This window comes from Micromonospora sp. HM5-17 (assembly GCF_003762835.1).
Classification (GTDB): Bacteria; Actinomycetota; Actinomycetes; order Mycobacteriales; family Micromonosporaceae; genus Plantactinospora.
Genome location: NZ_RJWA01000006.1, coordinates 320,989 through 335,807 on the forward strand (window position 1 = coordinate 320,989; position 14,819 = coordinate 335,807).

The following is a 14,819-nucleotide window of genomic DNA, read 5'->3' on the forward strand; positions in this document are numbered from 1 at the left end:
GTATCCGATCACGCCGCTGGGTACGGTGTGCTGGTGCTGGAATCGGGAGTCGTTCTCGGTGGGCGGTACCGTCTCGACGAACGGGTCGCCACCGGGGGAATGGGTGACGTGTGGCGCGGCACCGACACGGTGCTCGGACGCCGGGTCGCGGTCAAGGTGCTGCTCCCGGCCCTGCTTACCGACTCCGGATTCCTCGCCCGGTTCCGCGCGGAGGCGCGGATGCTGGCGGCCCTCCGGCACCCCGGGGTCGTCCAGGTCTACGACTACGGCGAGAACGACCTGCCCACCGGCCGGGCCGTCTACCTGGTCATGGAGTACGTCGACGGCGAGCCGCTCTCCGAGCGGATCCGCGCGGACGGCCGTCTCGCCGCCGCCGAGACGCTGCGGGTGATCGCCGAGGCCGCGCAGGCGCTGCACGCGACGCACCTGCGCGGCATCGTGCACCGGGACGTGAAGCCGAGCAACCTGCTGGTGCAGGCCAACGGCGCGGTGCGGCTGCTGGACTTCGGGGTGGCCCGCTCCGTGGAGATCACCAGCATCACCAGCTCCAACGCCGTTCCCGGCACCGCCCTCTACATGGCACCGGAGCAGGCCGCCGGTCGACCGGTCTCGGCCGCCACCGACATCTACGCCCTGGGTGTGGTCGGCTACCAGTGTGTCGCCGGGAACCCACCGTTCACCGGCGACACGCCGCTCCAGGTCGCGGTGAAACACCTGCACGAGGAGCCGCCACCCCTGCCGGACGACGTACCGGAACCGGTCGCCGCGCTGATCTTCCGGGCGCTGGCGAAGGACCCGGCCGACCGTTTTCCGAGCGCCGCCGAGTTCGCCCGGGCAGCCCGGGCGGCGGCGCGCCATCCGGACGTGGTGGCGGCCGCGGGACCGGCGACGGCGACCGCCCGCCTCGGCGACGAGGACGGCGACGGGGATGCCGCCACGACCGACGAGCCGGGCGACGCGACGGCGCCGGGCACCGGTCGGGCGTCCGGCCCCGCCGGCGGCGGCTCCGGACGCTCCGGGCGGGCCCCGAACACCCTGGCCGACAACCCGGTGGTGGCCCTGCCCGAGAGTCAGCCCAAGCGTTCCGGCATAAGCCCGCTGACCCTGGCGGGCGTCGCCGCCGCGGTCGGGGTCAGCGCCGCGGCGGTCACCGCCCTGATCGCCTTCCAACTGCCGGACCGGGCGCCCGCGACGGAGCCGCCGTCGTCACCGACCGTCACCGACAGCGCCGGCACCGACGCACCCGCCCCGGAGGAGACCGCGACCCGGACCAGGGAGTCGGACGACGCGAACCACGGGCCGACCCGCCCCCGGCCATCGAAGTCCCCCACCCCGACCCCGAGCGCCACACCGGAGAGCCCGGAGGCCGGTCCGGAGACCGAGCCACCCAGCACGCCCAGCACGGGATCCGAGCCGACCGGCCCGGTGGCGACCACGAGCGAGCCGGGACCCGCGGACCCGCCGAGCGGCAACCCGGCCAATCCCGTCTCGCTCTGACGAGCCCGCGCCGCGCGCCGGCGCGGACGCTCGACGGAGCACCGACTACTGTGGGCAATCTGTCCACCGCGAACCGTCCGGATAAGGGCTCTTGGACGGCGACCCGGCACGGACGGATCAGCGATAGTCGGAAATACCTGCCTTTATCCGTGTTTCCAGTGTGATCAACGACAAAGCACCCTATGGTATGCACCACGTTGTCGCCCACAGTGGGAGCCCAGATGAGCAGGGAAAAGCTCGTTGTCGTCGGCCAGGGATACGTCGGCCTTCCCCTCGCGATCTCCGCGGTGGAGGCCGGGCTCGACGTGGTCGGGCTCGACGTCGACCCCACCCGCGTCCGGCAGCTCGGCAGCGGGCGGTCCTTCGTCGAGGACATTCCGGACTCCCGGCTCGCCGCCGCGCTCGCCACGGGACGCTACCTGCCGACCGGCAACTACGCGGACGCCAAGGACTTCGACGTCTGCGTGATCAGCGTGCCGACACCACTGCGCGACGGGGTGCCGGATCTCAGCTTCGTGGAGCAGGCCGGCACCGCCCTGGGCCCGTACGTCCGCCCGGGGTGCACGGTCATTCTGGAGTCGACGACGTACCCCGGCACGACCGAGGAACTGCTCCGGCCGCTCCTGGAGCAGGGCAGCGGGCTCCGCAGCCCCGGTGACTTCCACCTCGGCTACAGTCCCGAGCGGATCGATCCGGGCAATCCGACCTGGCGCCTGGAGAACACCCCGAAGGTGGTCTCCGGGATCGACGCGGCGGCGCTGGCCCGGGTCGACGCCTTCTACCGCCGGATCGTCGCCCGGACCGTACCGGTCGACTCCACCCGGGTCGCCGAGCTGACCAAGCTCATCGAGAACACCTTCCGCCAGGTCAACATCGCCCTGGTGAACGAGCTGGCGGTGTTCAGCCGTGAGCTGGGCATCGACGTCTGGCAGGCCATCGAGGCGGCGGCGACCAAACCCTTCGGTTTCATGTCCTTCACCCCGGGACCGGGAACCGGCGGCCACTGCCTGCCGATCGATCCCTGCTACCTGTCCTGGCAGGTCAAGCGCCGGCTCGGCCGGCAGTTCCGGTTCATCGAGCTGGCCGGAGACATCAACCACGCGATGCCGGAGTACGTGGCGCAGCGTGTCATGGCCGGGCTGAACGCGCGGGGCCGGGCCGTCAACGGCGCCCGGCTCCTGCTGATCGGGCTGGCGTACAAGAAGAACACCGGCGACCTGCGGGACTCCCCGGCGATCGACGTGGCCAACCGGCTGCGCGCCCTCGGCGCCCGGATCCGGGCCGTGGATCCGTACGTTGATCCGGCGCAGGTGCCGGCCGAGGTCGCGGTCGTGGAGCTGACCGAGGCCGAGGTGCGGGCCGCGGACGCCGTGGTGGTGGTGACCGACCACGACGGTCTCGACTACGACATGGTCGCCCGGACCGCCGGCTACGTCTTCGACAGCCGCAACCGCTGCTCCGGGCCGGCGGTCGAGCGGCTCTGAGCCGTCGACGAGGGCCGGGACGACCTGTCCGACCGCTCCCCGGCCGCTCTCCCGGTTGCCAACCGAGCGCTTCCGTCGCTCCGGCGGGCCGGCGGCGGGTCAGGGAACGCGGGCCAGCGCGGGAGCGGGCTCGGCGTACGTCGGGATCCAGCAGCCGTGGGCCAGCGCGAGCCGGTGGTAGAGGTCCCGGGTGGCGGCCACCAGGCGCGGCGTGCCGAACGCCTCCCGGGCGTCGGTTTGCGCCGCCTGTCCCATCCGCCGCCGCAGGTCGGCGTCGCCGAGGAGCCGGACCACCGCGCGGCAGAGCCCGTCGACATCGTGCCGGTCACAGAGCAGGCCGGTGCGCCCGTGCCGGACCACCTCGGCCACCCCGCCGACGTCGGTGGCGACGACGGGCCGCCCCGCCTGGGCCGCCTCGATCAGGGTCAGCGGCGTACCCTCCTGGTCAGACGTCAGCAGCACCAGATCGGCGGCGGCGTAGACCGTCTCGACGTCGGGCCGCCAGGGCAGGAAGGTCACCGGAAGCGCGTCGGCGGCCGCCGCCGCGACGGTCGCGGCGAGCCGGTCCCCGGTACCGCAGACGACGAAGCGGGCTTCCGGGACCACCCGGCGTACCGCACGCGCCACGGCCAACACCCGATCCAGCCGCTTGACCGCGGTGACCGGGCCGACGTACGCCACCACCGGCCCCGGTCCGCCCAGACCCAGCGTCCGCCGGGCCTCGGCCTGCTCCGGCACCGGTGGCAGACTGACCCCCGGCGGCATCACGGTGTACTGGGCCGGCCGGCCGATCCGGGCGGCGAGGAGTTCGTCACGGACCCGGGCGTTCACCGCGACCAGCGCGTGGTTCGTCCGGGCGAGGGCCCACTCGGCGCCGAGGGCGAGCCGGGTCAGGGTGGGCGACCGACGCTCCGCCAGCGGGTGCTCGTGGAAGCTGTGCACCCGGAGCGGAACCCGGCAGGCGACGGCGGCGATACGGCCCAGCAGCCCGCCACGCAGGTCGTGGGTGTGCACCAGGTCCGGCCGGAACCGGCGGATCGCCTCGACCAGGGCGGCGAGCGCCCGGAGGTCGTCGGTGGGCCGGGTCGCGCGCCGGAGTTCCGGCAGCAGTCGGATCGGGACGTCGGCGGCGCCCAGTCGGCGGTAGTCAAGCTCGCCCGGCTCGACCGGGCCGGTGTAGAGCCGCTGCTCGAACCGGTCCGGGTCCAGTCCGCGCAACAGCGCGCCGACCTGGGGGGCGGCTTCTCCCACGGTCATCCGGGAGATGATCCGCAGCACCCGAAGCGGTCGCATGTCAGGACCTTTCGCAGTCGCGGCACCTCCGGCCGGCGGCCATGTCCCGTCGCCCGCCATCGGTGTCGGGATTGAACCATTAATCCTGTTATACCCGTTACTGGCGCTCGTGAACCTGCGATCGGTGAATGAGGAACGTCGACAGAGGCGGGTCCGGCTCACTCGGCACGCAACGCCCACCCGATTCGCCACCGGTGTGCCCCCCGCCGACCGGAACGGACCAGACCCAGCGACGTCCGACGACCGGAATGTGGCCGACGGTGGCAACGTCCATCATCGAGTCATCGTGTCGCCGGAGCGGTCGAGCCGGCTTCCCGCGCAATTCGCCGAACCATTCCTCGACGGTGCGACGTACACATGAATTCGCATTCGTCTCGACGGCGCGGACTCCAGCACCACGGCGCGTCCACCGGCGGCTTCCTGCGCGTACGTAATGCCCGGACCTTCCGCCTCCACCGACGTCGACCGTCGACGCAGACCCCGTAATCAAGGCTCCACATCAGTGGATTTCCGGCCATGACATCTGTCATGAGTATCCGTGTACGACGCATATCGGGGGATGACTCAACGCACTGGTGGCGGCTCGGGACCACCCAGGAGACTCTGACGCGTCGATGGATCAGGGTCCCGCAGGGATCGCCCCGAGGAGCCGCGGACGATGAACGAACGCTACGACGCGTACTGCGCGGTCGACCCGCTGTTCTACGACTCACTCACCACCGGCAGCGCCACCACCGCCACCTTCGCGGTCGCCGACCGACCGTTGCCGGCGGGCTGGCGGCGCGAGCCGCACGACGACTGGCTGATGTACGGCCCCGAGGGGGCGACCCTGCCCCCGCAGGGCTGGAAGATCCACGTCTCCGCCTGTCTCGACAACGCCGAGCGGGTCCTGGCCGCTGTCTGGGACTACTGCGTGCCCCGCGGCCTCTCCTTCAAGTTCCTCCGTGGCCCCCGGATGCTCCTGCTGCGCAACTCGAAGTACGCCCACCGCGGCTCCAGCGGCAAGTTCGTCACCATCTACCCCCGGGACGAGACCGAACTCGAACTGGCCTGCAAGGACCTCGCCGAGCGCCTGGACGGCGAACCCGGTCCGTACATCCTCAGCGACCTGCGGTACGGCGCCGGCCCGGTCTACGTCCGCTACGGCGGCTTCGCCGCCCGCTACTGCCAGGGCGAGGACGGCCAGGTGGTGCCGGCGATCGAGGATCCGACCGGCACCCTGGTGCCGGACCGGCGCGATCCGGTGTTCCAGGTCCCCGCCTGGGTGAGCCTGCCGGCCTTCCTCGGTCCGCACCTCGCCGCCCGCAACGCGACGACCACCGCCGAGCTGCCGTACCACATCGAACGGGTCATCCACTTCTCGAACGGAGGGGGTCTCTACGTCGGCCGGGACACCCGGACCGGCACCCGGGTCGTGCTCAAGGAGGCCCGGCCGCACGCCGGTCTGGACGCCGAGGGTCGGGACGCCGTCGCCCGGCTGACCCGCGAGGCCGACATGCTGCGCCGGCTCGCCGACGTACCCCAGGTGGCCCGGGTCCACGACCAGTTCACCCTCGGCGACCACCACTTCCTCGCGTTGCGGCACGTCGAGGGGCGGGCCCTGAACAAGCTGCTGGTCGAGCGGTACCCGCTGGTGGACCCCGACGCCACCGACGCGCGGCTGGCCGCGTACACCCGCTGGGCGATCCGCGTCCACGAGCAGGTGGAGCGGATCATCGACGCGATCGCCGACCGGGGCATCGTCTACGGCGACCTGCACCTGTTCAACATCATGGTCGGTGCCGACGACCGGGTGACCCTGATCGACTTCGAGGTCGCCGCGCCGCTCGACGAGGCCGACCGCCCCGCCCTGCGCAACCAGGCCTTCGCGGCGCCCCGCGACCGGACCGGCCTCGCCGTCGACCGCTACGCCCTCGCCTGTCTCCGGCTCGCGTTGTTCCTTCCGCTGACCCAGCTGGTCCGGCTCGCCCCGGCCAAGGCCGCCCACCTCGCCGAGATCATCGGTACGCACTTCCCCGTGCCCCGCGACTTCCTCGCGCGGGCGGTCGAGGAGATCGTCGGCCACCGCCCGACCGGACCCGACCGCGCGGCGACCACCGGACCGGACCGGATACGCCGCACCGGGCGCCCCGATCCCGTGCCCGGCGCGGCGTTCGCCGCCGGACGCCGCGGCTGGCCCGGGCTGCGTGCCCAGCTTGCCGGCGCGATCCTGGCCAGCGCCACCCCGGACCGCGACGACCGGCTCTTTCCCGGGGACATCGCACAGTTCCGCAGCGGCGGGCTCAACCTCGCCCACGGCGCCGCCGGGGTGTTGCACGCGCTCCACCTCAGCGGCGCGGGGCGGTTCCCCGAGCACGAGGACTGGCTGGTCAGGCGGGCGCTGAACCCGCCGTCCGGGACCCGGTGCGGGCTCTACGACGGGCTGCACGGGATCGCCTTCGCCCTGGACGGTCTGGGCCGGCGGCAGGAGGCGCTCGACGTCCTGGACCTCGGGCTCCGACAGCCGTGGCAGGAGCTCGGTCCGGACCTGGCCGGCGGGTTGTCGGGCATCGCGCTGAACCTCGCCGAGTTCGCCGGCCGGACCGGGGAGCCGGTGCTGCGAGAGGCCGCCTGGCGGGCCGCGGAGCTGGTCGCGGCCCGGCTCGGCGAGCCCGACCGGGAGCCGGACGAGCGGGGGGACGGCCCGGTGACCGGCTCGGAGGTGAGCGGCGGAGCCAACCCGTACGCCGGACTCACCCGCGGACGCAGCGGGCCGGCCCTGATGTTCCTCCGGCTGTACGAGCTGACCGGCGACACCACGCTGCTGGACCGGGCCGGCGCCGCGCTCCGGCACGACCTGCGGCGCTGCGTCCTGCGCCCGGACGGCGCGCTGGAGGTCAACGAGGGCTGGCGGACCATGCCCTACCTGGCGCACGGCAGTGTCGGTATCGGACTCGTCCTCGACCAGTACCTCCGGCACCGCCCGGAACCCGATCTCGTCGCCTCGGCCCGGGCGATCCGGCGGGCCGCCCTGGCCCCCTTCTACGCCCAGTCCGGACTCTTCGCCGGACGGGCCGGCATCATCGCCTACCTGGCGACCCGACTCGCCCAGGCCGGGCCGGGAACCGGCCACGACGACCGGGGCGACGACGACCGGGCCGACCTGGACGCCCACCTGTCCCGGTTGGCCTGGCACGCGATGCCGTACCAGGATTTTCTCGCCTTCCCCGGCGAACAGCTGCTGCGACTGTCGATGGATCTCGCCACCGGTACGGCGGGCGTGCTGCTCGCCGCCGCGGCGGCCTGGCACGACCGGCCGGTGACCCTGCCGTTTCTCGCGCCGCTCACCGGCGCGACCAAGCTCCCTCCGCCCGCGCGGGGGGCACGTGGAGACCGGGACCCGAGGGGAGGTGGACAACATGGCGCTTCTGGACCTGCAGGGCATGGAGCTGACCCCGGCCGACCGCGGTGGCGGTGACGGTGGGTGTGGCTGCGGCGGCAGCCGGGCGAGCCTGCTGCTCTGCGGCGACAGCTCGCTGTCCGTGACGACCTGCAACTGAGCAGCGCGCGTCCGGCCCTGGGCGGGAGGGAGTTGCCCGCCCAGGGCCCTCCGGCGGCGAAGGGGGGTGGCACGATGGCCGGCGCCGGCGACCGGCTGCTGTGCCGGACGATCGGGTACGGCGGTGGCTGGACCGTCGTCCTCGCCCTCGCCGCGCTGCTCGGGGCCGGGGCGGAACTGCTGCTCCCGGTGACGCTCGGGCTGGCCGTGGACGCCGCGCTTGGCACGGCCGACCACCGGTGGCCGCTGGCCGCCGGTGGACTCGTCCTGCTCATCGTCGCCACCGACACCCTGGGCAGCCTGGCCGATGGGGCCGGCACCGCCCGAGCCACCGCCCGGCTGCGGCAGCGACTGCTGCGACACCTGCTCGCCCTCGACCCCCGGGCCGCCGCCCGGCATTCGGTGGGCGACCTGATCGGACGGCTGGTCGGCCAGGCGGCCGACGCCGGTCGGGCCGGCACCACGCTCGTCTCGGGCGTCACCGCGGCGCTTCCGCCGCTGGGCAGCGTCGCCGCGCTCGCCCTGCTGGACTGGCGCCTCGCCGCGACCTTCCTCGCCGGCCTGCTGCTGCTCGCCGCCGGGCTGCGGACCTTCGTCACCGACGCCTCGGCCGCCGCCGCCGGGTACCTCACCGTGCAGGGCCAGCTCGCCGGACGGCTGGCCGAGGCGTTGCGGGGCGCCCGAACCATCGCCGCCGCCGGCACCGTCCCCGCCGAGGTCGCCCGGATCCTGGCCCCGCTGCCGCGGCTGGGCTGGCACGGGGCGCGTACCTGGACGGCGCTCGCCCGGGCCGCCGCGCGGACGGCGGCGGTCGCCCCACTCCTGCACCTGGCGGTCGTCGCGGTCGGCGGCTGGTCGGTGGCTCAGGGGCGGCTCAGCCCCGGGCAGCTCGTCGCCGCGGCGCAGTACGCCGCGCTCGGCGCCGGCCTCGGCGCGGTCGTGGCCACCCTCAACCGGCTGATCCGCACCCGTACCGGGGCACACCGGGTCGCGGCCATCCTGGCCGAACCGGTGCTCCCGTACGGTACGGCGACGCTGCCCGCCGGGGGTGGCCGGCTGGAGCTGGTGGGGGTGACGGTCCGCGCCGACGACGGCCGGCCGGTGCTGACCGGGATCGATCTGAGGGTGCCGGCCGGCGACACGCTCGCGGTGGTCGGCCCCTCGGGCGCGGGCAAGTCGACGCTGGCGGCGGTCGCCGGACGGCTCCGCGACCCCGACGCCGGCGAGGTCCTGCTGGACGGGGTACCGCTGCGCACGTTGAGCCGCACCGCCCTACGCCGCGCCGTCGGGTACGGCTTCGAGCGTCCCGTCCTGGTCGGGACGACCGTGGCGGACGTCGTCACCCTCGGCGCGGCGGTCCGGCCGAACCGGGCCGACCCGGCCGGGCCGGCCCGGGCCGCCGCCGTCGACGACGTCGTCGAACGGCTGCCCCGCGGGTACGCCACCCCGCTCGACGACGCGCCGATGTCCGGCGGCGAGATCCAGCGTCTCGGGCTGGCCCGCGCGCTCTACGCCGACCGGCTGCTCATCCTCGACGACGCGACGTCCAGCCTGGACACGGCCACCGAACACCGGATCACCCGGTCGGTCACCACCCACCGCGACCGCCGTACCCGGCTCGTGGTGACCCACCGGGCGGCCACGGCGGCCGCGGCCGACCTGGTCGCCTGGCTCGACGGCGGTCGGCTGCGCGCGGTGGGGCGGCACCGCGACCTGTGGCGGGACGCGGCCTACCGCGCCGTCTTCCAGGCGGCGCCGGAGCCGGGCGCCGGCACCGGGCCGACGCTCCGGCCCGCTCCGGGACCGCACGTCGGGACGCCGGCCGGTGACCCGGACACGGCGGCATCCGGGGCGACCCGGTGAGAGAGGTCCTGCGGTTCACCGCCGGGGCACTGCGCCGTCGGGGCCGGCCGCTCGCCCGGCTCGGCGCGTGGTCGGCCGCGGAGGCGCTGCCGGTGCTGCTCACCGGCCATGCCACCGCCCGTGCCGTGGACGAGGGCTTCCTGGCCGGCCGACCGGGGGTCGGACTGGGCTGGCTGGGCGTACTGGCCGTCGCGATCGGCGTCGGTGCGGTGGCGACCGGACGGACCTACGCATGCCTCGGCGTGATCGTGGAACCGGTCCGCGACGACCTCGCGCGCCGGGTCGTCGCGGGGGCGCTGCACCAGGCCACCGCCGCCGGCGCCCGGCCGTCCGACACCGCCCCCGTGGCCCGGTTGACCCACCAGGTGGAGATCGTCCGGGACACCTTCGCCGGGTTGGTGATGGTGGTCCGGGGTTTCCTCGTCACCGCCGGGGCGGCGCTGCTCGGCCTGGTCTCGCTCACCCCGGTCGTCACCGGGGTGGTCGCGGTGCCGCTGGTAGCCGGTCTGCTCCTCTTCGTCGCCACCCTGCCGACGATGGCCGACCGGCAGCGGGCGTACGTGCACGCCGACGAGCGGCTGGGCGCCGAGGTGGGCGCCGCGCTCGCCGGACACCGGGACGTGACCGCGTGCGGCGGGCAGGACGTCGTGGCCGAGCAGGTGGGCCGGCAGGTGGCCCGCCAGGCCGAGGCCGAGCGCGGACTGGCCCGGATGGCCGCGCTGCGCAGCCTGATCCTCGCGGTCGGCGGATGGCTCCCCCTGGCGGCGCTGCTGGTCGCGGCCCCCTGGCTGGTCCGTACCGGGCTCAGCGCGGGTGCGCTGCTCGGCGCCCTGGTGTACGTCGCCACCGGGCTGCAACCGGCGCTGCACTCGCTGGTGCAGGGGGTGGCCGGAGGCGGCCTGCGGTTCGCCGTCACCCTGGACCGGATCCTCGCCGCCACCGGGGCACCGCCGCCCGCGCCGACCACCGGCCCGTCGGCCGCCCCCGCCCGGGGCGCGACCGGGCCACGGGCGGCGGGCGAGGGGCGGGTCGTACCCCGACCGGCCGCTGCCCTGCCCGCCGCCCGACCGTCCGGGGCGAACGGACCCGTGCCGGTGCCCGACGCGGAACTCCGCAGCGTCACCGTCCGGTACGGCCCACACGCCCGGCCCGTCCTGGACAACCTGGACCTGACTCTTCCGCCGGGCGAGCACCTGGCGGTGGTGGGACCGAGCGGTGTCGGGAAGTCCACCCTGGCCGTGGTGCTCGCGGGACTGCTCCCACCCCGGGCGGGGACCGTGCGGCTCGACGGTGCCCCGGTCGACGGCCTCGACCCGGCCGCGCTGGCCGCCCGCCGGGTTCTCATCCCGCAGGAGGCGTACGTCTTCACCGGAACGCTGTGGGAGAACCTCCGCTACCTCAACCCGGACGCCGACGAGGCGGCGGTGGCGGCAGCCGTGGCCGCCCTCGGGGTGGAGCCGCTGGTGAACCGGGTCGGCGGGCTCGCCGCGCCGGTGGATCCGGGAGCGCTCTCCGCCGGGGAGCGACAGCTGGTCGCCGCCGCCCGTGCCTACCTCTCCCCCGCGCCGCTGGCGATCCTCGACGAGGCCACCTGTCACCTGGATCCGGCGGCCGAGGCGAGGGTGGAGGCCGCCTTCGCGGCCCGGCCCGGCACGCTCGTGGTTGTCGCGCACCGGATCAGTTCGGCGCTCCGGGCCCGCCGGGTGCTGATCCTCGAGGACGGCCGGGCACTCCTGGGCCGGCACGACGAACTGCTGGCGCGTTCGGCGACCTACCGGGCTCTGGTCGGGCACTGGCACGGCGAACCGGACCTGAGGGCGGCGACACCGGCCGGCTCCCGGCCGGCACCGGTGGCGACCGACCCCGGGCGGTAGCGCCCGCGCGGCCGGCGCGGAGCACCCGGCGGCGACCGGGGTGGCCGGGTCATGGAGCACCCGGGGTTGGCCGCCCTGGGACGGCCGGCCGGTACCCGGCGACCGGATCCGCCGCGGCGGGCGGCTGGTCGGCGTCCTGGCGTACCGGGTGACATCGGGCGTGGCACACCGTGCGCCCGGTCGTCGTCGGGGCGGGCGGGGACACGGTGCGCCGGGGTGGGGCCCCGGGTCAGATCCAGCCCTCCTCACGGGCGATCCGGATCGCCTCGATCCGGGTCCGGGCGCCGGTCTTCCCGACGATCCGGGACAGGTGGTTCCGGACCGTTCCCGGCGAGAGCGAGAGCTTGCTGGCGATCTCCAGCACCGGCCATCCCTCGGCGGCGATCTCCAGCACCTCCACCTCCCGGCGGGTGAGCGGGTTGGCCCGGCTCAGCGCCGCCACGACGAGCTCGGCATCCACGACGGCACCACCGGTGGCGAGCCGACGTACGGCGTCGACCAGCCGTTCCGGCGCGACGTCGTTCCCGAGGAACCCGAGCCGTCGGCCCGGGGCGCGCAGGGCGTCGCCGAGGACCCGGGGCCGGCGCGGGTCGACCAGCACGAGCACCGGCGGCGGTTCGACGGACGCGTTCCGTCCGGACAGGACACCGGTTCCGAGGAACGTGACGTCGGTGACCGCCACGTCGGGACGCTGCGCCCGGAGTGCCGGAGCGACGTCCTCGGCCCGCTCCACCTCCGCGACGACCTCGATGTCCCTCTGCATGGTCAGTACGAAGGCCAGGGCTCCCCGCACGAGGGCCCCGTCGAGCGCGAGCAGCGTCCGAATCACGTCTACCCCAGCACGTTGTCGACAGAGGATCACTAAGCGTAAACATCTAAACACGAACAGCCCCGATACGCCCGGCGATGCGGCCGGGACCGGAGCGCCCGGTCGGCCTCACCGGCCGCGGCGCCACCCGGGCACCGGTCAGAGCCAGCCGGCGCGCTGGGCCCGCCGTACCGCCTCCAGCCGGTTCCGCGAGCCGGTCTTGCGGAGGATCACCGAGAGGTGGTTGCGCACCGTGCCGTGCGCGAGAAAGAGCCGACGGGCGATCTCCTTCAACGGCAGTCCCTCGGCCACGATCCGCAGTACCTCCCGCTCCCGCTCGGTCAGCGGACCGGCCGACGGGGTGAGTGCGGCGACCGCCGCGACGGGGTCGACCACGCGCTCCCCGGCCGCCACCGCGCGCACCAACCGGGTCAACTCGGTCGGCGGCAGGTTCTTGGTGACGAACCCCCGGGCACCTGCCCGCAGGGCCCGTTGCAGCATCTCCGGCGACGGCTGGCTGCTCAGCGTCAGCACGGCGCTCTCCGGCACCTCCGCACCGAGCCGCGCCACCGCGGCGAGCGTGTCCGGCCGGTCCATGTCGACCACCACCACGTCCGGCCGCCGCGCGCGGGCGACCGGGACGAGGCCGTCGGGCTCCTGAAGGTCGGCCACCACCTCGAGGTCGTCCTCACGCGACAACATCGCGCACAGCGCGCGGCGCAGCAGGCCCATCTCCTCCACGATCACCACGCGGATCATGAGGTCACTCCGATCTGGTACCACGTCCTGCGACGGTCAACGACGTCCGTCCGGCGCATCCGGACGGAGCGGGTCACGAACCCCGGTCCGGGTGGCACCGCCGGTCCGGAGGGGCGGGTCGCGGACGGACTGCGCACGCACCGCGCGGGCCGGGGCAGCGGACCAGCGCGCGGCCGACGCACCGGCCCGACGCGGGTGGCCGAGCGGCTGATCAGCCGGGAAGGAGGGGCACGCCGGGTCGCGGCGGAACACCGCGCCTGACCGCTACCGGGCCGCGCCGCACTGCTGACACCGCTGCCATGTCGCGAGGGGCCCGCCGAGATAGGCGAACAGGTACCACAGCGTAACTCCGCGTCTACCATGACGCACGTCTGGAGCGCCGGCGGCGGCTCGCGGGCACCGCGACCACCGGTCACGGCGGCTATCGTGGTCCGATGCCGGCATCCATGCCGCCCACACTGCCCATCGTGCAGTTTCGCGCCGCGGCGGAGACCATCGACCTCGGGTGGGGACATCCACACCCGGCGGCGCTGCCGGTCGACGGTTGGGCCGAGGCGACGCACTCCGCCCTGCGCCGGTACGGCGCCGCCATGCTGACGTACGGCCACGCCCCCGGGCCGGGACCGCTGATCGAGTGGCTGTGCCACCGACTCGCCGAGGTGGACGGTGCCGCGCCGGACCCGACGCACCTCTTCGTCACCGCGGGCGCCTCACACGCGTTGGACCTGGTCACCGCGTTCCTCTGCCGCCCGGGCGACGTCGTCCTGGTCGACTCGCCCACGTACCATCTCGCCCTGCGGATCATCGCCGACCACCGGGTCGACATCGTGCCGGCCCCGACCGGCCCGGACGGCATCGATGCGGTCGCCACCACCGACCTGGTACGGGCACTGCTCCGGCAGGGACGACGGGTCCCGATGCTCTACCTGGTGCCGACCTTCAACAACCCGACCGGACGGTCGCTGCCGCCCGCCGTCCGGGCCGACCTGGTCGAGGCGGCCCGGCGCACCGGGGTCACCCTGGTCGAGGACGACACCTACCGGGAACTCGCCTATCCCGGGCCGGCACCACCCTCGCTGTTCAGTGCCGCCGAGACCGGCACGGTGGTGCGCATCGGCTCGTTCGCCAAGTCCGTCGCGCCCGGCCTGCGGCTGGGCTGGGTGACCGCCGCCGCCCCGGTGGTCCGGGCGCTGACGGCACGCGGCTACGTCGACAGCGGCGGTGGGGTGAACCACGCGAACGCCCTGATCCTGGCCGAGTTCGCGACGCTCGGTCTCTACCGGCGGCACGTCGAGGCGATCCGGGTCCGCTACGCCGCACAGCGCGACGCCCTGGTCGCGGCGGTCCGTCGGCGGCTGCCGCAGGCCGAGTTCACCGTGCCCGCGGGCGGATGGTTTCTGTGGCTGCGCCTACCCGAGGAGGCCGCGGGCACCCGACTGCTGCCGTACGCGGAACGGGCCGGAGTCTCCTACCTGCCCGGGAACCAGTTCCACGTGGCCGACACCGGGCACCGGTACCTCCGGCTGTCGTTCTCGCTCTTCGACCCGGAGACGCTGGCGGAGGCGGCACGGCGGCTCGGTGCGGCGTATCGGAGCGCTGGTCTCTCCGGGGCATCGGCACGGATTAGCCCCTGACCCAAAGATGCCGCGCGCCGGCCGTTCCACCGGTCCCGGCCGCCACCCTCGGCACGTCGTCGGCCCCTG

10 protein-coding genes are annotated in these 14,819 nt (G+C 74.6%); 7 read left to right on the forward strand and 3 right to left on the reverse strand.

Translation table 11 applies throughout. The features are described 5' to 3' along the window. Nucleotides 1–33 precede the first annotated feature (33 nt). Nucleotides 34–1,497 carry a protein kinase gene (locus EF879_RS19255; protein ID WP_370375527.1) on the forward strand — a complete coding sequence of 488 codons (1,464 nt, stop codon included), beginning with the start codon at nt 34–36 and terminating at the stop codon, nt 1,495–1,497. 221 nt (nt 1,498–1,718) lie between these two features. Continuing rightward, nucleotides 1,719–2,981 (forward strand): nucleotide sugar dehydrogenase, encoded by a 1,263-nt coding sequence (locus tag EF879_RS19260; RefSeq protein ID WP_123560552.1) that lies wholly within the window; start codon nt 1,719–1,721, stop codon nt 2,979–2,981. A gap of 99 nt (nt 2,982–3,080) precedes the next feature. On the opposite strand, the gene EF879_RS19265 is transcribed toward EF879_RS19260, so the two are convergent. Continuing rightward, nucleotides 3,081–4,274, reverse strand: coding sequence for a glycosyltransferase (locus EF879_RS19265; RefSeq protein WP_199736504.1), 1,194 nt, complete (start codon nt 4,272–4,274; stop codon nt 3,081–3,083). A 658-nt stretch (nt 4,275–4,932) separates the two neighbouring features. On the opposite strand from EF879_RS19265, the gene lanKC reads away from it, so the two are divergent. The 4 genes from lanKC (at nt 4,933) to EF879_RS19285 (ending at nt 11,549) form a co-directional block, all read left to right on the forward strand. Continuing rightward, nucleotides 4,933–7,731, forward strand: a complete 2,799-nt coding sequence (lanKC, locus tag EF879_RS19270) for a class III lanthionine synthetase LanKC (RefSeq protein ID WP_123560555.1) — start codon at nt 4,933–4,935, stop codon at nt 7,729–7,731. Then, the gene (locus EF879_RS19275; RefSeq protein ID WP_233604593.1) at nt 7,697–7,813 is read left to right on the forward strand and encodes a SapB/AmfS family lanthipeptide; all 117 of its coding nucleotides are present in this window, start codon (nt 7,697–7,699) and stop codon (nt 7,811–7,813) included. The genes lanKC and EF879_RS19275 overlap by 35 nt, the downstream gene beginning before the upstream one ends. Nucleotides 7,814–7,887: 74 nt before the next feature. After that, nucleotides 7,888–9,675 (forward strand): ABC transporter ATP-binding protein, encoded by a 1,788-nt coding sequence (locus tag EF879_RS19280; protein WP_123560557.1) that lies wholly within the window; start codon nt 7,888–7,890, stop codon nt 9,673–9,675. Continuing rightward, the gene (locus EF879_RS19285) at nt 9,672–11,549 is read left to right on the forward strand and encodes an ABC transporter ATP-binding protein (protein ID WP_123560559.1); all 1,878 of its coding nucleotides are present in this window, start codon (nt 9,672–9,674) and stop codon (nt 11,547–11,549) included. Before EF879_RS19280 ends, EF879_RS19285 begins: the two co-directional genes overlap by 4 nt. A gap of 229 nt (nt 11,550–11,778) precedes the next feature. Here EF879_RS19285 and EF879_RS19290 read toward each other — a convergent pair whose 3' ends face one another. Beyond that, nucleotides 11,779–12,378 carry a response regulator transcription factor gene (locus EF879_RS19290; protein ID WP_199736505.1) on the reverse strand — a complete coding sequence of 200 codons (600 nt, stop codon included), beginning with the start codon at nt 12,376–12,378 and terminating at the stop codon, nt 11,779–11,781. Nucleotides 12,379–12,516: 138 nt separating this feature from the next. Next, a complete protein-coding gene (locus tag EF879_RS19295) occupies nt 12,517–13,116 on the reverse strand; it encodes a response regulator transcription factor (RefSeq protein ID WP_123560561.1) in 600 nt (199 codons plus the stop codon). Between the two features lie 434 nt (nt 13,117–13,550). On the opposite strand from EF879_RS19295, the gene EF879_RS19300 reads away from it, so the two are divergent. Beyond that, nucleotides 13,551–14,750 (forward strand): PLP-dependent aminotransferase family protein, encoded by a 1,200-nt coding sequence (locus EF879_RS19300; protein ID WP_199736506.1) that lies wholly within the window; start codon nt 13,551–13,553, stop codon nt 14,748–14,750. The last annotated feature ends 69 nt before the right edge of the window (nt 14,751–14,819 follow it).